The 20163-nt window shown below is 74.6% G+C and carries 12 protein-coding genes; 1 reads left to right on the plus strand and 11 read right to left on the minus strand.

Annotated features, from left to right (window positions below):
- Window positions 1-3: 3 nt before the first annotated feature.
- The 10 genes from LG396_RS07180 to LG396_RS07225 form a co-directional block, all read right to left on the minus strand.
- Entirely contained in the window at window positions 4-2679 is a 2676-nt protein-coding gene (locus LG396_RS07180) for a cation-translocating P-type ATPase (RefSeq protein WP_225794090.1), read from the minus strand.
- Window positions 2680-2885: 206 nt separating this feature from the next.
- A complete protein-coding gene (locus LG396_RS07185) occupies window positions 2886-3542 on the minus strand; it encodes an NAD-binding protein (protein ID WP_225794091.1) in 657 nt (218 codons plus the stop codon).
- Window positions 3539-4198, minus strand: a complete 660-nt coding sequence (locus LG396_RS07190) for a potassium channel family protein (RefSeq protein WP_225794092.1) — start codon at window positions 4196-4198, stop codon at window positions 3539-3541. The genes LG396_RS07185 and LG396_RS07190 overlap by 4 nt, the downstream gene beginning before the upstream one ends.
- Window positions 4195-6936 carry a cation-translocating P-type ATPase gene (locus tag LG396_RS07195; RefSeq protein WP_225794093.1) on the minus strand — a complete coding sequence of 914 codons (2742 nt, stop codon included), beginning with the start codon at window positions 6934-6936 and terminating at the stop codon, window positions 4195-4197. The genes LG396_RS07190 and LG396_RS07195 overlap by 4 nt, the downstream gene beginning before the upstream one ends.
- Window positions 6937-7019: 83 nt before the next feature.
- Complete coding sequence (locus LG396_RS07200) at window positions 7020-7898, minus strand: universal stress protein (RefSeq protein WP_225794094.1); 879 nt, start codon at window positions 7896-7898, stop codon at window positions 7020-7022.
- 228 nt (window positions 7899-8126) lie between these two features.
- On the minus strand, window positions 8127-9056 hold the full coding sequence (locus tag LG396_RS07205; protein ID WP_225794095.1) for a pyridoxamine 5'-phosphate oxidase family protein: 930 nt from the start codon (window positions 9054-9056) through the stop codon (window positions 8127-8129).
- A gap of 38 nt (window positions 9057-9094) precedes the next feature.
- Window positions 9095-9553 carry an Hsp20/alpha crystallin family protein gene (locus tag LG396_RS07210; RefSeq protein WP_225794096.1) on the minus strand — a complete coding sequence of 153 codons (459 nt, stop codon included), beginning with the start codon at window positions 9551-9553 and terminating at the stop codon, window positions 9095-9097.
- Between the two features lie 11 nt (window positions 9554-9564).
- Complete coding sequence (locus LG396_RS07215; RefSeq protein WP_100301476.1) at window positions 9565-9870, minus strand: DUF1876 domain-containing protein; 306 nt, start codon at window positions 9868-9870, stop codon at window positions 9565-9567.
- 198 nt (window positions 9871-10068) lie between these two features.
- Window positions 10069-13758 (minus strand): hypothetical protein, encoded by a 3690-nt coding sequence (locus LG396_RS07220; RefSeq protein ID WP_225794097.1) that lies wholly within the window; start codon window positions 13756-13758, stop codon window positions 10069-10071.
- Entirely contained in the window at window positions 13748-14599 is an 852-nt protein-coding gene (locus LG396_RS07225; protein ID WP_225794098.1) for a DUF4132 domain-containing protein, read from the minus strand. Before LG396_RS07225 ends, LG396_RS07220 begins: the two co-directional genes overlap by 11 nt.
- A 181-nt stretch (window positions 14600-14780) precedes the next feature.
- Between LG396_RS07225 and LG396_RS07230 the strand changes: the two genes are divergently transcribed.
- Entirely contained in the window at window positions 14781-17225 is a 2445-nt protein-coding gene (locus LG396_RS07230; RefSeq protein ID WP_225794099.1) for an AAA family ATPase, read from the plus strand.
- A 24-nt stretch (window positions 17226-17249) separates the two neighbouring features.
- Here the strand turns inward: LG396_RS07230 and LG396_RS07235 are convergent, their stop codons facing one another.
- Complete coding sequence (locus LG396_RS07235) at window positions 17250-20135, minus strand: helix-turn-helix transcriptional regulator (RefSeq protein ID WP_225794100.1); 2886 nt, start codon at window positions 20133-20135, stop codon at window positions 17250-17252.
- Between the last annotated feature and the right edge of the window lie 28 nt (window positions 20136-20163).

Here is a 20163-nt window from a genome sequence, read left to right on the forward strand (position 1 = left end):
GACTCAGCGCCGTTTCGCACGTGGCGGGCCGCCCCGCGGCGGCCGCTCCGGTTTGAGCCGGGCCTGGAGGCGCATGACGGCGTGGCCGAGGCCGGACACCGCGCAGACGATGACCAGATCGCTGAGCGGCAGCGGTTCGGTGCCCAGCAGCTCCCGCAGCGGCGGCAGGTACACGCCGGCGACCTGGAGGCACAGTGCCGTGCCCACCGCCACCAGCAGAAAGGGGTTGGCCGCGGTGCCCGGGCGGGCCCGCGAGCCGAGCGCCACACCGAGCTGCGTGGCACCGAGGATCAGGAACATCATGGACTGCCAGGGCCGACCGGTCTCCCGCGCCCAGACACCTACCACCAGGGTCACCGCGGCGATGAAGGCGCCCATGAGGAGGATGCGGGGCCACAGACCGGCCCCCAGCACACTCTCCTCGGGAGGACGGGGACGGTGGCGCATGACGCCCGGCTCGACGGGCTCCGCGCCCAGCGCCACACCGGGCAGGCCGTGCGTGAGGAGGTTGATCCACAGGATCTGCGCCGGCAGCAGCGGGAGGGGCATCCCCAGGAACGGGCCGAGGAGCATGACGAGGATCTCCGCGGTGCCCCCGGCGAGCCCGTAGAGGAGGAAGCGGCGCACGTTCGCGTAGACGCGGCGCCCCTCCTCCACCGCGGCCACGATGGTGGCGGGGTCGTCGTCGGCGAGTACGAGATCGGCCGCCTGGCGTGCCACCTCGGTGCCGCGCCCTCCCATGGCGACGCCGATGTCGGCGCGGCGCAGGGCGGGTCCGTCGTTGACGCCGTCCCCCGTCATCGCCACCACGTGCCCGGCGGCGCGCCACGCCTGGACGATGTCCAGCTTCTGTTCCGGACTGGTCCGCGCACAGACCCGTGCCCGCGTCAGGTCGCCCGCCGTGCCTTCCCGGATCCGGTCGCCCGTGGTCACCTCCTCGTCCCGGGAGGCGACGCCAAGCCGTTCGGCCACGGCACGCGCGGTCAGCGGGTGGTCGCCGGTGATCAGTACCGGGATGATGCCGGCCTCCTTGCAGGCCGCGATCGTCGGCTCGGCCGCATCGGAGGGCGGGTCCATGATGCCCACGAGGCCGCGGAGCGACAGGTCCGACTCCCGTACCGGAGGACGCTGCGGCGCCTCCTCGTGGTCGGCGGAGGCGACGGCGAGTACGCGGTAGCCGTGGCGGGCCAGTACCTCCGCCTGCACATGCGCCCGGGTCACTGCATCCGGACCGTCGCGGAGGATCAGTGGCCGGAGCACCGCCTCGGGGGCTCCCTTGCAGGCCACCCGCACGCCGCCCTCCGGCCGGCGGTGGACGGTGGTCATGTGCTTGCGGTCGCTGTCGAACGGGATCTCCGCCACGCGCGGCAGGTCGCGGGCCTGCGCCGCACGGTCGAGCCCGAGGCGCGCTCCGGCCGCGAGCAGGGCGGCCTCGGTGGGATCGCCCAGTGCCCTCCACTCCCTGGAGTCGTCGGAGGGCGGCTCGAGCGCCGCGTCGTTGCACAGCACCGCGGCACCGAGCAAGTCTGCAAGGTCGGGCGCGGACCGCGGGGTCGCCGTCGTGCCGTCGCGCACGACCCGGCCGCCGGGGTCGTAGCCGGTGCCCTCGACCGTGGCCTCTCCTCGTGGTGTCCACAGTCGCTCGGCCGCCATCCGGCCCTCGGTCAGGGTGCCGGTCTTGTCGGTGGCGATCACGGTGACGGAGCCCAGGGTCTCCACGGCGGGCAACCGGCGGACGATGGCGTGCCGTTCCGCCATTCGCCTTGCGCCGAGTGCGAGGGAGAGGGTCACCACGGCGGGCAGGGACTCCGGGACGGCGGCGACGGCGAGGCTGATCGCCGCGACGATCATCAGCTCCACGGGCTGTCCCCTCACCAGCCCGAGCGCGAGGACCGCCGCGCACAACGCCACGATGACGGCCGCGAGCGTCCGGCCGAACCTCGCCAGGCGGCGTTGCAGCGGGGTCGGTCCGGGCGCGGCGCCCATCAGGGAAGCGATCCGGCCGAGCGCGCTCCCGGCCCCGGTCGCGGTGACCACGGCTCGGCCGTGACCGCGTACGACGACTGTCCCCGCCGACACCCCGCCGCGCACCGGGTCCCTGTCGGGTGCCTTCTCCACCGCTACGGACTCACCTGTCAGCGACGACTCGTCCACGAGCAGCCGCGTCGCGGCTGCCAACTCCGCGTCTGCGGGGACGATGTCCCCCTCGGCCAGCAGGACCAGGTCGCCTGGCACCACCTCCGCTGCCGGGACGGACCGTTCCGTACCGTCCCGCAGCACTCTGGCGGCGGGGGCGCTCATGGCGGACAGCGCCAAGACCGCCTGCTCCGCCCGCACCTCCTGGACGACGCCTACCACCGTGTTCACGGTGATCACGAAGAGGATCACGACCGCGTCCGACAGATCGCCGGTGGCGAGCGTCAGGGCGGCGGCCCCGAGCAGCACGAGGATCAGCGGGTCGCGCAACTGCTGGAGCACCCGCCGGACCACCGGGGTCCGCGGCGCCGCGGGGATCTCGTTGGGCCCGTGGCCGGCGAGCCGCCGCACCGCCTCGGCCGTCGAGAGCCCCGTGGCAGGGGACTGGACCCGGTCGGGACCGGCCGCGATCCGCCGCCCGCTTCCGTCCGGACGCGCGCCTTCGCCGGCGGCGTGTCCGGACGGCTGCGCGTCGCGTGCCATCCGTCACTCCCGTCCTCTGCCCGGCCCGCCCGGCGGCGCGCGCCCCGCCCCCTCAGCGTGCATCCCCGCCCCCCACCGCGCACGGCCGCGGGCCCGTCCGGCCTGCTTCCACGACCTCGGATCGCGTGATCGCCGACCAGCGGTGACCGACGGAGCCGGTTGACCGTCTTCCTCGTCGCCCGCACGCGGCCACACCTGGCGCACGCCTACTGGAAGGCCGCGTGGATCTCCTGTTCGGTCGCCGAGTGCGAGACGAGGAGCAGTTCGTCGCCGGACCTGAGCCGTACCGACGCGTCCGGAGCGATGGGCTGACCGTCGCGGACGACGGTGGCGACGACCGTCCCCTCGGGCAACCGCACCTCGGCCAGGCTGCGGCCCGCTGTCCTCGACTCCGACGTGATGGCCGTTTCGATGACGGCGACGCCGGCCTTGCTGAGCCGCAGCAGAGCGATCGTGTCGGTGGCCTCGGTGGCTTCCTCGATGAGGGAGATCAGCGGCGCGGCGGCGGGAACCGCGACGTCGACGCCCCAGTGGCCGTCGAACAGCCAGGTGTTGTCGGCCTCGTTCACCCGGGCGGCCACCCGGGGCACCGAGAACCGGCGTTTGGAGAGGAGGCTGATGACGAGGTTGGCCTCGTCGGCGCCCGTGACCGCGACGACCAGGTCAGCGGCCAGCGCACCGGCGTGCTCCAGGACCCACGGCTCACAGGCGTCCCCGGCGACCAGCCGGACGTCGATGCGGCCTCGGAGTTCGGCCACGCGGTCGTCGTCGGTGTCGATCAGGGTGATCTCGTTGCCCGCCGCGGAGAGCACCTGGGCGACCTGGGTGCCGAGCCGTCCGGCACCGGCGATGAGCACCTTCACGTCCCCAGCTCCTTGTCGAGGAAGCCGCGCAGAGTGTCCAGGGCCGCGGCGGTCACGGCGAAGGTGACGAGGTCGCCTGCCTGTACGCATGTACCGTGCGCGGGGAGCAGGGAGTGCCCGGCGCGTGTGACCTCGACGACACGGATCTCGCCGTCGACGTCGAACTCCGTCAGCCGCCGCCCGACCAGGTAGGCGGGCACGTCGGAGCGGACCAGCAACGTCTCTCCGTCCCCGAAGCTGAGTTCGGGTCGCAGGTTGCGGTGGAGCAGCATGCGGTGGATCTGGTGCACGGTCCAGCGGACGCCGGCGATCGTGGGGATGTCGAGGTCGCGGTAGACGTCGGTGTACCGGAGGTCGTGGATGCGGGCGAGCACGATCGGCACCCGGAAGGTCTCCTTCGCGGTGCGGGCACTGACGACGTTGCTGTTGTCACCCGACGTGACGGCCACGAACGCGTCGGTGTGTTCGATCCCCGCGGCCGTCAGCACGCCTCGGCTGAAGCCGTTGCCCTCGTGGAAGCGGATGCGGGAGTCTCCGGGAAGCCGCCGGGCCGCCCCGGCACGCCGGTCGATGACCCCCACCTCGTGTCCTTCGGCGGCGAGCAGACCGGCAAGCGCGGCTCCCACCCGTCCGCAGCCGACGACGATCACCTTCATCGTGAGGCTCCTTTTCCACGGTCGTCGCGGTGGCGCAGCCACCCTTTGCGGGCCTCGTCGGCAAGCAGCGGCAGCGTGCCGAGCCCCGCGAGGAGCGCCCAGTCGGCGGCGGCGAGCGGGGCGGTGTTGAAGACTGCCTGCAGCGGCGGCAGATAGCTGATGGCGGCCATGAGTGCGACACCGACACCGCCTGCCGCCAGCAGGGCCCGGTTGGACAGCAGCCCCGCCCTCAGGATGCTCTGGCGTTCCGTACGCACCGCGAGGGCGTTGAAGAACTGGCTGAGCACGATCCCGGCCTGGACCATGGTGACCGCCTCCTGGTAGACGAGTGTGTCCTTCGTGAAGTCCTGGAAGGGGATTCCCGAGGACGTGATGTGCCAGAAGAAGACCGCGGTGACGCTGATCGCCTGGATGCCGCCGAGGAACAGGATCCGTCCCACGACGGAGGCCGAGAACAGGCGTTCCCTGGGGGAACGCGGGGGGCGGTCCATCACGTCGGGCTCCGGCGGCTCCGCGCCGAGGGCCAGGGCGGGCAGCACGTCGGAGCCCAGGTCGATCGCCAGGATCTGCACCGCGCTGATGGGCACGAGCGGAAAACCGGCGAAGGTCGCGGCGAGGATGGGGACCAGTTCTCCGATGTTGTGGCTGAAGAGGTAGATGAGAAACTTCCGGATGTTCTGGTAGACCGCACGGCCGAGTCGCACCGCCGCGGCGATGGAGGCGAACGAGTCGTCCAGGAGCACCATCGAAGCGGCCTCCCTGGCGACATCGGTGCCCGAGGCCCCCATCGCCACGCCGATGTCGGCGTGCTTGAGCGCCGGGGCGTCGTTGGCGCCGTCCCCCGTGACCGCCACCACCTCCCCTCTCCTCTGGAAGGCGGAGACGACGCGCATCTTGTGCTCCGGGCTGACGCGGCACAGCAGCAGTTCCGACGGCTCGCCCAGCCGCGCGACAAGTGCCTTGTCGTCCATCGCGTCGAGCCGGTCGCCCGTCACCACGACCGGATCCGGAAGACGTACGATCCCGACCCGGCGGGCCACCGCCTCCCCGGTCAGCGGGTGGTCGCCGGTCACCATGACGATCCGGATCCCTGCCCGGCGGCAGTCGTCGACCGCACGGGTGACCTCGGAACGGGGCGGATCGAGCATGCCGACCATTCCCAGCAGGGTGAGACCTGACTCCGCCTCGGCCTGTGCGGGTCGTGGCCGGTCCAATGCCCGGCGCGCCACGGCCAGCACCCGCAGTCCCTCGGCTGCCAGCGCATCCCCCGCCTCCGCGGCCGCCGTACGGTCCTGCTCCGTCAGTGGTCCGCGTCGCCCTTCCCAGTCGATCGCGCTGCACCGCGCCAGCACCTCTCCGGGCGCTCCCTTGACACACGCCTGGTACGCCGCGCCGGCCTTGTGCACGGTGGTCATGAGCTTGCGGTCGGAGTCGAAGGGAAACTCCGTCACCCGCGGGGCCGCCGCCTCTTCCGCGCTCAGGTCCAGGCCGGCCTTGGCGGCGGCGACGAGCAGGGCGCCCTCGGTGGTGTCGCCGAAGACCTGCCAGTGCTTCCGCCGGCCGGCTGCTCCGGGCGGAACAAGCCGGGCGTTGCAGCACAGGCCGGCCACCCGCAACAGTTCCCGCACCGGCGCCGCGTCGGCGACCTCGCCGGCAGGGGCGTAGCCCACGCCGCTCACCTCGTGCGGCGCGCCCCCCGCCCACACCCGCGTGACGGTCATCTCCGCCTGGGTGAGTGTCCCGGTCTTGTCGGTGCACACCACGGTGGTGGACCCGAGCGCCTCCACCGCCAGGAGTTGCTTGATCAGAGCATTCCGGCGCGCCATCCTCCGTACGCCGATCGCCAGCGACACCGACAACGTCGCCGGCAGCCCTTCCGGCACCAGTGCCACCATCACACCCAGCGCGAAGACGAAAAGGGCCACCGTCGACTCCCCGGTGGGCAGCCGCACGGCGAAGATCAGGCCGCCGACCGCCAGGGCCGTCCCCGCCACCCGCCGAGCCATCACCGCGACCTGGCGCTGCAGCGGCGTCTGCTGCCGGGGAGCCGCTGCGGCCAGCCGGTAGATCCGCCCGAACTCGGTCTCCGAACCGGTGGCGAAGACCACGGCGCGCCCGGAGCCGGCAACGACGTCGGTCCCCATGAACACGCAGTTGCGAGCTTCCAGGGCAGGGCCGGCCGCCTCAGGGTCGGCCGTTCGGCCCACGGGGTTGCTCTCGCCGGTCAGCGGAGCATTGTTCACGGCCAGTTCGTGTGCCTCGACGACCCGGCAGTCCGCCGACACCGCGTCTCCGGCCACCAGCACCACCACGTCGCCCGGCACGAGGTCCCGGGCGGACACTTCCCGCCGTTCCCCGTCGCGCAGCACCCGGCAGGTGCGGGGGACCATCGCCGCAAGCGTCTGGGCCGTCCGTTCGGCCGAGTACTCCTGAGCGAAGCCGATGGCCGCGTTCAGCACCACCACGCCCATGATCGCCACCGCGAGCTGAACCGTGCTCACGTCACGCGGTTGCTCCAGGGCGTATGCCACGAAGGTGATTCCCGACGCGACGATCAGCACCACCGCGAACAGGTCCGTGAACTGCGCCCCCAGCCGCCGCCAGCCGGCGCCGTGCCGGGTGCGGGGGAGTTCGTTGGGCCCGTGCTCCGCCAGCCGGGCCCTCGCCTGCGCCTCCGGCAGGCCGCGCCGCGACGAGCCCAGTGCGGCGAAGACCTTCCCGGCATCCAGTTGCGGCACCCCGGCTCCCGCGCCGGGGGAAGCGGCGCCGTCCGGTGCCGGAGGGCCCGAACCCGTGGCGTGCTCCGCAGCCGTCCGCCGGTTCACACCGGAACCGAGATGACGGGGCACCGTGCATGGTGCAGCACCCCCTGGGTCACCGAGCCCAGCAGCATTCCCGTGAACCCTCCGCGGCCCCTGGTTCCCACCACCAGGCCCAGGGAGTGCTCCGAGGCGTCCGTGAGCGCCTGCACCGGGTGGCCGCGGACGACTTCGTGGTGCAACTCCACATCGGGGTACGTCGCTTCACGGCCCGCGACCGTCTCCGACAGCACCCGGCGGCATTCCCGCATCGCGGTGTGCTCGTCCGGCGCGCCGAGGAACGGAGAATGCCACACGTGCAGTGCCCGCAGCTGGGCCCGGCGCAGCGCCGCCTCCTCGAACGCCGTGTCCACTGCCGCGGCCGACTGCGGGCTGCCGTCCACGCCGACCACGAAGTAGGGGTGCTCCTGGGTCACGTGCTCCGGCTCCCTTGCGACGACCACCGGGCAGGGAGCGTGGGCGGTGAGCGAGAGCGCCACCGAAGCGGGGTTGAACAACTCGTGCCGCCGGCTGAGATGCCGGGAGCCCACGACGACCAGGGCGGCATCCCGTGCCTCCGCACGCAGTACCGCGGCCGGGGCTCCCTCCGACAGCACCGGCGTCACCTCCACGGACGGCTGCCGGGATTCGACGAAGGCAACCGCCTGCCGAAGCGTGCGGTCGGCCACGCCGTACAGCACGCGATTCCACTCGGCCCAAGCCCCCCGTGCCATCTCCGACCGGTATCCGCTTGTCGGAGGGGGCACATCCTGCGCATGCACGAGCCGAAGCGGCAGACGGCGCCGGAGCGCCTCATCGGCTGCCCAGGCAAGCGCCGTCCGCTGCACACGATCGGGGCCGACTCCCGCCACGATCGGCCGACGCCCGCTCGCACCAGCCATGACTGTCTCCAGAGAGGTCCTGCGCCTGCGCGCCTTCCCGCCCTGCCAGCCTGCCCTCTGCCGAGCCGGGGCAGGCTGTGCCACACCGTGACGGGCGGTTCCCCTCCGGGTGGCGTACCCCCGGTGGTGGAGCAGCAGTCCGTGGAGCGGGATCCGTCCTCCCGGCCGAGCGCCCGCCGCGCGCTGCCGGCAGAGCCGTCCGACAGCGGGCCCGACCGGCCGTCCCTGTCAGCGCCCGCCCTCCGTGATGCGGCGTCCCGTGATGCGCGTGGGCCGGATCGACACCCACATCTCGCGTTCGCCCCCGGCCCACGGGGAGGCATGGGCGCCCTCGGTCAGCCGCCGTACGGCGTCCGGCTCCGTGACCACCCGCGCGTACCCCACGACCAGCACGCTCCAGCCCTGGCCCGTGGCCTCGTCCAGGTGGTCGACCTCGAAGGCGACCTCCGAGCCGACGGCTGCCGCCGGGACCGAGTCCGGCGCGGTCCGGTACGCGATCGCCTCGTCGACGACCTCGTAGTTGACCGGAACGACCGCCGGGCCCCGCGGAGTCGAGACTGCTACCCGCCCCACGCCGGACGCGGACAGCAGCCGGCGGCACTCGTCGGGGCCGAGGTCCCGCATCCGGGGGTGCAGGAGCGCCTGGCCCTGACCGGGCGGTAGATCGATGTCGCCGCCCCGCAGTGCGACGGGCGTGGTGCCCAGGACTCCGGCGAGGCGGGCGAGACAGGCCGCCGTCGGATCGGCCGCCTGCTCCTCGAGGTACTCCAGGTACTCCGGCGCCATCCCGGCACGGCGGGCCGTCTCCTGCCGGGTCAGCCCGGCGCGTCTGCGTTCCGTGGCGACTCGCCGTCCGATGTCACCGGGGTGGGGCACCCTGCGGGGCGCGGTGGTGGCCGGCCCGGCGCTCGGCGCCGCTTCCGTCCGGTCGGTACGCGGCCGGGCGGACCCGACTGCTGCTCCCTGCCCGTGCCAGAAGCCGCGTACGTGCGCGTCCGGTCCGGGGAAGACGAGGGTCACCGCACCCGTGTCCGACCAGCGCACCTCGTAGGGGGGCGTGCCATCGGCATGGCGGATTCCGACAATCTCGCCATCACGTCCGGCGGCACCGGTGACGGGACTCTCGACAACGAGTTGATCGCCGAGTTCAGCTCGCATGATCTCCACCGTCTCCTCGGAATGCTGCCGTGCCGGGGTCAGCCCTCGATCTCGATACGCCGCGGCTCGGCCTTTTCGGCTTTCGGTACCCGGACGGTGAGAACGCCGTTGGCCAGTTCCGCGCTGACGTGCCCGGTGTCCGAGTTCGACGGCAGACTTGCGCGGTAGTCGAATTCCCCGACATGGCGCGCACGCCGCCGGACCACGCCGGTGCGTTCCTTCTCCTGGATCTCGCCGTGCACGCTGATCTCGGAGTCGGTGATCTCCACGGCGATGTCGTCCTTGTCCACTCCGGGGATCTCGAACTCCATCAGATAGGCGTCCTCGGTGTCCTCGATGTCGGCCAGGGGCGCCCATGCGCCGGGGGCGCCGGAGCCGGGTACGGCCGGAACGGCGGACTGCACGAGGCGGTCCAGGCGCGTGTGCAGGTCCTGCATCTCCCGGAAGGGGTCCCAGGTCTGGAGAGCCCCGCTGCTGCGACGGGCCGGCTTCGTCATCGTCCTCCTCCTCACATCCGGTCCGGGGCCGGCCAGCCGGCCCCCGGGCGCGCGCTCCGCCCGGAGGAGGCGACCGCGTCGATGTCCTCGATGTCGTGCCGGGCGGTGTCCAGCAGCTGCCGGCCCAGGTCGTCGAGCGCCCGGCCGGCCGCCAGCTCGTCGCCGATCGCCGGCACGTCCGGGTCCACGGGGTTCCGGTGCGCGTCCCCGTGCCCGGTGAACTGCGTGGTCGCGGTGTCCAGCACCGCGCGTGCCTTCGTCGCCCCCTCCTCCTCGAAGAGGTAGAGGTCGATCTTCCACTTCTCGGTGTGGTCCATGGTCCTCACTCCGCATCTCGCTGCGGAGCGCCGGCGCGCCGCGCACTCCGCCCGGAAAACGCCCTTTCCACCAGTCTGTGACTGTGTGCACACCCCCTCACAGGGCCGAAGGTCCCTGCCGCCAGGCCGCTCGGCCCGCACCGGGCCGCGGCGTGAGGGCCGGGAGCGGGGCCGCTCCCGGCGGTCGCACCGGTACGGTCAGCCGGGCCGGCGCCGGAGGTGTTCCGCCGCCAGCCGCTCGGCCGTCGCCCGCTGGTCCCAGAGCCCTCCCGGGTCGTCCGGCATCGCCGCGTCGTACAGCTCCAGGCGGGCTTCCGTGGGCACCCGGCTGAGCCTTTCGCACGCCTCGGCCGTCTCGGTCGCCTTCAGCCCGAGGGCGGTACGGGTGCCGGGCGGCAGAAACTTGCCGGTGTGGACGCCACTGGCGTCGATCCCGGGCAGGCCCGTCAGCCACAGGGCCGCCTCCGCGCGGTCGAGGCCGGCGGCCCCGGCGAGGCGGGCTGCCGCGTCCGGGTCGAACGGCACCGGTCCGCGCCGCTCCAACTCGTCGGCCAGCGAGCGGAGCCGCTCGGCGGTGGCCCAGCCCCGCGCCACAGGCCGGACGTCGACGAAACCCTCCGGCGGGGGCATCTCGCCCCGCTGCAGGAACGCCTTGATCCGGTAGTTGCGGCCTGCTTTCGACCGGGACCACTCGCCGTAGTGCATGGCGATGTCCAGCGGCAGCTGCCTGCCCTGAGCGGTGGACCGGGCCACCGGGGGTTCCTCGTCCCCGTCCTCGCCCGGGTCCAGCAGGCCGCGGTGCAGCGCGGGATCCGCCAGCGGCGAGGAGGCCCAGAAGCGCAGCAGTGCGATCACCGCCGCGCGGTGCCCTGCGGGGGTGACGGCGCTGGCCGCGCGGACGCCCAGGCCGCCGATCCGGCCGGCCAGCTCCGTCCAGTCGTAGTGGCTCCCGTGGACCGTCCAGTGGGCCATGGCCGTCTCCCCGTCGATCGAGCCGGCGAAGAACGCCGAGGCCAGCTCGATCTGCCGGACCGTACCGCCGGATCCCTCGGGGCAGTAGGAGACCAGCCCGTCCAGTGCACCGTCCAGGTCCGGCTCCGGCACCTCCAGCAGCCGGGGCGTCTGCCGGTCGAGCACCTTCAGGAGGCGGTCCCGGTGGCGTATCCGCCGGTCGGTCTCCTGGAAGAACCCGGTGAGGCCGTCCAGGAGCGCCGGGTGGGAGACCTCGGGCAGCAGGGACCCGAGGGCCTTCCGCAGGGCCTGGGCGGAGGTGGCCGCCGCCGCCAGCAGCGCCCGTACGGTGTCCTCGGAGACCTCCCGCAGCGCCCGCGAGCCCGGCAGGTCACGGGGCGTCAGGAAGTGCCAGAACGCCTTCGGCGGCATCCGCCGCGTGCCCGCGGCCATCGGCGACGGCTGGTTGACGATCCAGCTCTGGTCCATCATGTAGACCCGCCAGTGGGCCGCGCCGGTCTCCGGATCGCGCGCGGTGACGTCGTAGCCGCCGTCCAGCAGCAGCCGCCGGTCCGAACCGGGTACGTCGAGGAGCCCCCAGGGAACGGGGGGCTTGACCGACCAGCGGGCGTGCGGCAGGGATCCGGTCGTCGGGAGCGCGGTGCCGTGGACGCCGTCGATGCGGTGGTAGCGGACCCGTCCCGTCACGCGGTCGTAGGAGACCCGGAAGCCCAGGTGGGTCCCGTCGGTGCCGAGGGGCGAGGCCGCGGTGCCGGTGGCGACCGGGGCCAGCGAGGAGCGCTCGACCAGCCAGGTCTCGTCCGCGCCCAGCAGGGACGGGTCGAGGAAGGCGGGCAGGCCGGGCTCGCCGAGCTGCTCGGTGACCAGGTCGACGGGGCGCACCACCCGGGATTCCCTGTCCACGCCGGTGTACCACCAGTAGGTGCGGCCGTCGTGGAACATGTGGCCCTCGGGGCCGACCCTGCGCTCGCCCAGGACCAGCGGCCGGTGGCCCGTGAACCGCCGGGCGCGGGGCCCCAGGAACGTGTAGCCGGCGCGCGTCTTCTCCCCGTAGCGCCACCTCCAGGAGGTCTCCTGTTCCGCGTGGATCTCGCCGGGCTCGCCCGACCAGTACACGCTCTGCTCCTGGTTGACGGCGTGGAAGACCTGGAACTCCCCTTCGGAGAACAGCGCCCGGACGTCGTAGTCGAACTGGGCGGCGCCCTTCGGCACCACGAGCCGGTGCTCCGCGATCCGGCCGCCGGGGCCGACGGCGATGGCCTTCTTGCGGTCGTGCACGGTCAGGATGGGCCAGCTGGCCCGGCACCAGATGTCCTCGTCCGACAGCTCGCCGGCGGCCTTGTCCAGGGCGTCCCAGCCCAGTTCGTCGAGGATGCCCGCACGGAGCGTCGTGGTCAGCGGGGTGACCAGGTCGACGGCGGCGAGCCGGCCGAGGAGGCCGGGCAGTTCGGCGACCGCCCGCCGGGACAGCGTGTCGTAGAGCCAGTCGAACGCGTCGAGGGCGCTCTGCAGGGTGCCGGAAGTCGCGCAGTCCAGCCGGTCGTCGATGATCCTGCGCAGGAAGGGCCGCAGGGGTTCGACCGTCCACGCACTCTTCCAGCGTTCGTCGGACCACTTGTCCGCCAGGAGTGAGGCGGTCAGCGGGCCGGCGAACCGGCCGTCGGCGGTCAGCGCCTCCAGATCGACGCGGTCGTGCTCCCACCAGTACCCCAGCAGCAGCCTCGGATCGGGGTCCGGCACCGGGATGCCCGCCGCCAGGCAGCCGGCGACGACCGCCGCGTCGATGCGGTACTCCTTCGCGGCGCCGGTGCCGAGGCGCAGCGGGCCCTCTTCCGGGCCGATCCGTGCGGCCAGGCGGGGCAGCAGGGCCAGGAGTTCCCCGGGGGCCCTGGGAGGACGTTCGTCGAATCCGCGGTAGCGGCGGAGCATGGCGGTCAGCCACCGGCCGGTGTCGTCGCCGAGCAGGTCGAAGGCGCCCGCCTCGTCGAGGAAGGCGACCCACCAGGCGTCCATGTCCGAGCACGGGAGGCCGGCCAACTGCCGTACCAGCCGCCGCTTGACGGTGTCCGACGTGGCGACGGCGGCCAGCCAGGTCTTGCGCTGCGAGGTCCAGAAGCCGTCCGCGGCCCGCCAGAGCGCGGGGGCCTCGACGAGGGACTCCAGCAGGGACCCGTGTTCCGCGGCCACGTCGAGGCCGGCGGCCCTGGCCAGCCTGGTGAGCTGCTTGAGCATGTCGGGCCAGGGCGGCAGGCCGCCGAGCGTACGGCGGACGGCCAGCTCCCGCAGCTCCCGGTACGCCCCGGCGGGGTCGCCCCCGCGCTTGCCGAGGTCCGCGACGTAGCTCTTGATGTCCTTGACCGACAGCGCCCCGGCGAGGGCGAACTCCAGGAACACCGCGCGCTGCCTGGCCGGGTCGACGGACGGCAGGTGCCGGTCCGCCCGGCGGGCCCGGCCGAACATCATCGCGGCCTGCCGGTGGCGGCCGGCGGCGGCGAACGCCCGGCCGACCTGTTCCCAGTAGGCCGGCAGGTGGTGGTCGGGCAGCGTCGCGGCGAGCTGTCCGTACAGGTCGAGCGCGGGTCCCGGCCTGGGTCCCGCGAGCCGCTCGGCGCGCGCCATCTCGGGCGCCGCCGCGAGGGCCGCGTCGGCACCGGCGGGGTCGTGGAGTACGGCCCACGCCGGGTAGCCGGGCTCCCGGCGGTGCCCGGCAGCCACCGGGGGGCCGGCGTCGGGCGCGGAGAACCCGGCGGCGGCCAGCACCCGGTCCTCGCCGGGTGCGGCGGCCTGCCCGGTGAGCCGGACCACGGGGCGGGTGCCGAGCAGGGGGTGGGTGTAGCGGCGGGCGGTGACCGGCTCGCCGCCCGCCGTGCCGGCGGGCGCCAGGCCCGTGTCCAGCGCGCTTCGGTCAGCGCTCATCGGTCGTCCTCCCCGCGTGGATCAGCTCTGCCATGCGTACGCCTTCGGACCAGGCCACCGGGCCGACCCCGCCCAGCGCGACGGGCCGCTCCGAGGCGTCCACCCACAGCAGCCGCCCGGTCTCGGCGGGCAGGCCGGGATCGTCGGACCCCAGCCAGTAGCGGGCCTCGAGGACCGCGCCGCCCTCGGCGATCCGCACCATCGCGAACCCGCCGCGCATGACGAAGCCGTACCGGGCGGCGCGGGCGGTGGCGTGCCGCAGCTCCGCGAACTCGCCCCCGGCGTAGTCGTCGAGGCCGGTGGCCGCGGCGTCGACGGCGACCGGCCGGTCGTGGACCTCGCGGGCGAGCTGCGGGATGCCCTGCGCGGCCTCGCGGGCGCCGAGCAGCTCCCGCCACTTCTCCGCGTCGGGCAGCAGGACCGGATGCGGCAGGGACACGGGGCCCGCCGGCGGGGTGAGCGCGCCGCCGTCCTGGCCGGCCAGGACCGTACGCCCCTCCCCGGTCACCTCCGTGAGCAGGCCCGTCCGCCCGCCGACGACCACCACGAGGTGCTCCAGGACGGACCGCCAGCCCGGGTCGGGCCACACGCGGGCCAGCAGGGCGGCGGGCACCGGAACGCCGCCCAGTAACCAGGACTCCGCGGTGGACCGGCACTCCTCCTCGTGCCGCAGCAACCGCTCGCCCAGCTCCGCCAGTCTCTCGCCCGCCGCGCTGGCGCGCACGGCTCTGGGGACGGACCGCAGCACGCGGCCGTCGGACTTGCGGCATCTGAGAACGGTTCCGTCCAGGGCCAGTTCGTGGCCACGGGTGGCGGGAACCCACACGAGTGGAGTCGACATGGCGGGCATCGTGCCAGCCCCCTGTGACAGCCGGCTCCCTATGTGCGTGTACGCCCCCGGATACTCCGTATGTCAAGCGCCGGACAAGGGGGCTTCAAGGGCGATCTGCGACAGTTCCCGCCGAAGACCCGATCCGCGCTCGGGAAGGCCGCACGTCGGATGGATGGGGGACACCTTCGCCATGCCCGGAACTCACCGTCTCAACGCCATTCCCCTCGTCGAGCGCGATTACCAGCTGCGTCTGCTGGAGGTCGCCGTCGACTCCTGCCGGAGCGGAGCCGGCGGCCTCGTCGTCGTCGAAGGGCGCTTCGGGACCGGGAAGACCTCCCTGCTGCGCGCCGCGCGCGAGCACGCCTGCGCCGCCGGGCTGACCGTCCTCCGCGCGCGCGGCAGCGAGTTCGAGAGCACCTATCCGTACGGGGTCGTACGCCAGCTCTTCGAGCCGTACCTGGGGTCCGTCCCGGCAGGCGTACGCGCCGCCGCCGTCGCCGGTCCCGCCGCGCCGGCCGCGCCGCTCTTCGACCACCGGCACCCCGTCGCGTACGGCGAGCTGCCGCGCCGGCAGCACGAGGCGATCCTGCGCGGACTGCACTGGATGCTCGTCAACATGAGCCGGCACAACGCCGTCCTGCTGCTCCTCGACGACCTGCACCTTGCGGACGCCGCTTCGCTGCACTTCCTGCGGTACGTCGAGGACCGGCTGAACGGCCATCCCGTGCTGTGCGTCGCCGCGACCGCCCCGGTCGACTGCGGTGCCGACAGCGACATCAGCCACGCGCTCCGCGGCTCCGCCGCGGGGCGCTCCGTTCCCGTGGACGTGCTCAGCGAGAAGGCCGTGGGCGAGGTCCTCGGTGCGGTCCTGGACGCGGAGCCCGGTGCGGAGCTGGCGGCCGCGGCCCGGTCGGTCACCGGCGGGAACCCCTGCCTGCTCAGCGAACTCGTCGGTGAACTGCGCCGCCACCCGGGGCCGGAGGCGCCGTGGGAGCCCGGACTCGTGGCCCGGGCGGCGCCGCTGAAGGTCGCCAGGGCCGTGCACCGCTGGGTGGGGCACGTACCGCAGGAGCACCGGGAGGCGGCCCGGCGGCTCACCGACGCGCTCGCCGTCGTGGACGGCGGCGCCGGATACGGCGAGCTGGCCGACGTCACGGGGCTCACCTCGCGCGAGGTCGGGGAGGCGGTCGGCATGCTCACCGACATGGGCATCGTCGCGCCCCGCCTGCCGCCCCGCTTCGCCCACCCCCTCGTGCGCAACGCCGTCTACGCGCACATGAGCCACGCGTCCCGCTACCGCGTGCACTCCGGCGCGGCGCAGGCCCTCACCCGCAGAGGCGCCGCCGCGGAGACGATCGCCGGCCACCTGCTGCACCTCCCGCCCGCCCGCGGCGGCCGGCCCGCCGCCGTGCCTGACGCGGCCGCCGCCGCCGGCGCGCCGCCTGCGCGGCGCGCCTTCGCCGCGCTGCTCGACGGGGCCGGCGCGGCCGAGGTCGGGCGGCTGGCGGAGGAGGCCCTGCGGCACGGCCCGCGCTGCCCGGAAGCGGACGACGACGCCCTCGCCCCGGCCCTGATCGCGCTGTGCCTGTTCTGCTGCGGGCGCCTTCCCGAGGCCGCGGCCCTCCTCGACGACGCCGTCCGGCGGGCAGAGGCGCTGGGGCTGGTGCCCGCCTCCCGCGACCTGCGGGCCCTGCGGGCGTTCGTCCAGCTCGGCCGCGGCATGCTGGCGGAGGCGGACACCGACGCCACGGCCGCGCTCAGCGACGCCGACCCGGACGACGCGACCGTACTCGGCCGCTCCTTCGCCGTGTACGCGCTCACCGAAGTGCTCCTGCTGCGCGGTCAGACGGGCGCCGCGGCGGCCGCGTTCGCACGCCACGGAGCACCCGGCGGCCCCGCGCACCACACACTGTCCCTGCCGCTGACGGCCGCCCGCGGCCGGCTGCGCCTCGCCCAGGGCGACACGGCGGCGGGCGCGCTCGACCTGCTGCGGGTGCACGAACTGCTGGCCGAACGCGGGGTCCGCTCCCCCGCGTTCGACCCCGGGGTACGCGCCGTGCAGGCGCTCGCCGCGCTCGGCAGGGCCGACGAGGCCCGGGCGCTCGCCGGGGAGCGGCTGCTCGCCGCGCGCGCCTTCGGCGAACCCCGCACCCTGGCATGCGCCCTGGCCGCGCGGGCGGCCGTCCTGAGCGGTGACGCGTCGCTCGCGCTGCTGGCCGAAGCGGCGGAGCACATCGAGGGCACCCACGCGGTCGTCGACAGGTGCGCGATCCTCGGCCGGCTCGGAGCCGGGCTCCGGGCGGCCGGCCGGACCGCGGAGGCCCGCCGCGCGCTGAGCGAGGCCGTCAAGGCCGCCGACTCCGCCGGCCTCACGTCGCTCGGCAGGCCGGCCCGCCGGGAGCTGTCCGCGATGGGCGTACGCGTCCGCAGGGCCGCGCGCACCGGCGCCGCGGGGCTCACTCCCCGCGAGCACCGCGTGTCGCTGCTGGCCGTGGAGGGCAGGACCAACCGGCAGATCGCCGGCATCCTCTTCGTGACGGTGAAGACGGTCGAGTGGCACCTGAGCCAGGCGTACCGCAAGCTCGGGATCGCCGGGCGGCGGGAACTCGGCGCCGCCCTCGCGGGCGACCGATGAGCGCGCCGGTGCCGGCCCGCCGCCTCAGACTGCGGTGGCGCGCTGCCGCGCCAGCGCCTTCGGCAGTTGGTGTCGCGAGGTGATGCCGAGCTTCCGGTAGGCGCGGTTGAGATGCCACTCCACGGTCTTCACGGTGACGAAGAGGGTCTGCGCGATGTCCCGGTTGCGGATGCCCTCCGCCGCCAGCGCCGCCACCCGCCGCTCCTGCGAGGTGAGGGCGCCGGCACCCTCCTCGGTGACGCGGACGCGCACCCCCATCGCCGACAGCTCGGACCTGGCGGCCTTCGCCAGCCCCCACGCCCCGCAGCGCTGGGCCACGGCGAGGCCGTTGTTGAGGGTCCTTCTGGCCCGCGCCCACCGCTCGCACCGGCGCAGGCCCGCCCCGAGGTCGACGAGCGCCGTGGCGTAGTCGAGCCGCGCCTCGGAGCCGGCGAGCATCTCGGCGGCCTCCTCCAGGTACCGCACGGCGGAGCCGGGCGCCGCCGTCAGGCCGCGCGCCCGCAGCGCGGCGGCGACCACCCGCGGGGACGCGAAGGCCCGTACGCGCGGAAGCACCCGCTCGGTCATGACGCGGGCCGCCTCCCCGCGGCCGGCCCGGTTGAGCATGACGGCGGCGTCCAGGGTGTACAGGAGGGCGGGGTCGCGCAGACCCCAGTCCTCCATGAGCCTGCACCCGTGGAGGATGTCCTCGACGGCGGTGTCGGTGTCGCCGAGGGCCGCGTGCAGATGGCCGCGGGCGAACAGGACGGGGACGTAGACCGCCGACCGCCGCATCGAGGCGCTGAAGTCGTGGGTGCGCAGGACGGCCGCCGCGGCGTCCAGTTCGTGGCGCGCGGTCAGCACCCTGGTCAGCGCGCCGACGGCGAACACCGCCATCGGGCTGCGCAGGGCGGCCCCTTCGCCGCGGTCCAGCACGTGCCGCGCGTCCGCCTCCGCCTCGGCCAGCCGGCCGCGCTGGTACCGGGCCCAGGCGCGCACGGAGCGGTAGGAGTCGGCGGCGATCGACGCGCCGGTCTCCTCCGCGTCCGCGAGCGCGTGGGTGAGCAGGCGCTCCGCCTCCCCCAGCAGGTCGCAGGAGATGAGGAGGGCGGCGACCCGGCACCAGAGCTGCGCGGACGCCTCGTGGTCGTACGGCGCGAGGCCGTCCGCGAACACGTCCGCGAGCGCCCGCTCGGTCAGCTCGCGGATCCGGTGCGCGGGCTCGCCGCGGCGCAGGGCCGCGGCCTGTTCGTCGAGTGCGATGAGCCTTGCCGCCCCCGGGTCCCCGGCGCCGGCGCGCGCCAGTTCGCCGAGGCGCTGCGCCGCGATGCCCCGCAGGTGGGTGGCCTGGCTGGCGGCGACGACGAGCGCGATGTCCAGCCGGCTGCCGAGGTCCCCGTCGAGGCCGTCGACCTCCTCGCGCAGCCGCTGGAGGAGGGACACGGCCTCGCCCACCCGGTCGGCCGCCACGAGTCCCTCCGCGAGGCCGAGGCCGACCGTGCCCCGTTCCACGGGGTCGTCGCTCAACTCCACGGCCTGGCCGAGGTGGTCCAGCGCCGCGGCCTGCCGGGCGCGCAGTTCCGCCCTGCCGAGTTCGGTGAGTACGGCCACCTCGTCCTCGGGTGCCGGCGGCTCCTGCGCGGCGCGTGTCAGGTACGCCACGGCGGCGGTCGGCCGGTCGTCGGCGATGGCCTTGCGGGCCGCTCTGCGCAGCAGCCGGACGGCGTCCCGGTCGCCGGCGACGTCGGCGTGCAGCAGGTGCCGGGCGACGTCGTCCACGGGGGCGGCGGCCTCTGCGAGGACGCGCGCCGCCCGGGCGTGGACCGCGTTGCGCCCGGTGGCCGGCAGGCTGTGGTAGATCGCGGTGCGGACCACCGGGTAGAGGAACCGCGGCGGCAGGTCCGGCTGGAGCAGGCCGCCGTCCACGAGCGACCCGAGCGCGCCTGCGACGGCCCCCTGGTCGATGCCCGCGACGGCGCCGGCGTACGTGAGGCCTGGTTCGGTGCCGAGCACGGCCATGGCCTCGACGAGGGCGACCGCGGGCGCGGGCAGCGGGCGCAGCCGGCGCAGCACGCCGTGCACGACCCGGGGCGGGGCGAGGCCGGGCACCAGGGCGGCCGGGGGCGGACCGCCGTCCGGCGGGTCGACGGCGGCCAGTTCGTCGATCAGCTCGCGGAGCAGGAAGGGGTTGCCGCCGGTCGCCCGGTGGCACGCGTCCGCGAGCGCGGAGCCGGCCGCCTCGCCCAGCCGCGTACCGAGCCACGCGCCGGCCCCCGCCGCGCTGAGCGGGGCGAGGCGGAGCAACTCGGCTGCCGGGAGGCTGACGATGGCGTGCACGCCGCCGATGCGGGGCCCCTTCTGGGCGGGGTCCGTGGTGGCGCCGAGCAGGATCGGCCGGCTGTCCAGCCGGGTGGCGAGGTAGTGCAGGAAGCGGAGGGAGGGGGCGTCACCCCACCAGACGTCGTCGAGCAGCAGCGCCAGCGGCTTGCGCTCGGCGAGGTGGACGCACATCCAGTAGAGGCCGTTGAGGAGTACGTGCTGCCGGTCGCCGGAGTGGAGCGCGGCCTCCCGGCCGGCGTGCAGGGGGTCCTGGGACCCGTAGTCGAAGAGCCTGCGCGCGGGACCCGCCGGCCCACGGAACACCCGGCGCTGCTCGTCGGGGGACGCCGCGGCCAGCCAGCCCTCGAAGAGCTGGCGCACGACGCCGTACGGGAAGACCCCCTCCGACTCGTCGCTCCTGGCCTGGAGCACGTGGCAGCCCTCCGCCTCCGCCCTGCGCCGCAGGGCGGCGAGCAGCGCGGTCTTGCCCATCCCCGGCGCGCCTTCGATCAGGAGCAGCTGCCCGGCGCCGCGCCGGCACCTCGTGATCGCGCTGTCGATGACCGCGAGTTCGTGTTCCCGCTCGATCAGCGGCACGTCTGCTGAGCGCATGAAGTCCTTCCCCCGTCGGTGACCCATT

The sequence above is a fragment of the Streptomyces aculeolatus genome (genome assembly GCF_020400605.1).
GTDB classification, from domain to species: domain Bacteria; phylum Actinomycetota; class Actinomycetes; order Streptomycetales; family Streptomycetaceae; genus Streptomyces; species Streptomyces aculeolatus.

What these genes read in the sequence shown, in the direction of transcription:
- LG396_RS07220 (WP_225794097.1), bottom strand. Translation starts at nt 13,758, where the DNA reads ATGAGCGCTGACCGAAGCGCGCTGGACACGGGCCTGGCGCCCGCCGGC.
- LG396_RS07180 (WP_225794090.1), bottom strand. Translation starts at nt 2,679, where the DNA reads ATGGCACGCGACGCGCAGCCGTCCGGACACGCCGCCGGCGAAGGCGCG.
- LG396_RS07205 (WP_225794095.1), bottom strand. Translation starts at nt 9,056, where the DNA reads ATGCGAGCTGAACTCGGCGATCAACTCGTTGTCGAGAGTCCCGTCACC.
- LG396_RS07210 (WP_225794096.1), bottom strand. Translation starts at nt 9,553, where the DNA reads ATGACGAAGCCGGCCCGTCGCAGCAGCGGGGCTCTCCAGACCTGGGAC.
- LG396_RS07230 (WP_225794099.1), top strand. Translation starts at nt 14,781, where the DNA reads ATGCCCGGAACTCACCGTCTCAACGCCATTCCCCTCGTCGAGCGCGAT.
- LG396_RS07215 (WP_100301476.1), bottom strand. Translation starts at nt 9,870, where the DNA reads ATGGACCACACCGAGAAGTGGAAGATCGACCTCTACCTCTTCGAGGAG.
- LG396_RS07190 (WP_225794092.1), bottom strand. Translation starts at nt 4,198, where the DNA reads ATGAAGGTGATCGTCGTCGGCTGCGGACGGGTGGGAGCCGCGCTTGCC.
- LG396_RS07225 (WP_225794098.1), bottom strand. Translation starts at nt 14,599, where the DNA reads ATGTCGACTCCACTCGTGTGGGTTCCCGCCACCCGTGGCCACGAACTG.
- LG396_RS07235 (WP_225794100.1), bottom strand. Translation starts at nt 20,135, where the DNA reads ATGCGCTCAGCAGACGTGCCGCTGATCGAGCGGGAACACGAACTCGCG.
- LG396_RS07200 (WP_225794094.1), bottom strand. Translation starts at nt 7,898, where the DNA reads ATGGCTGGTGCGAGCGGGCGTCGGCCGATCGTGGCGGGAGTCGGCCCC.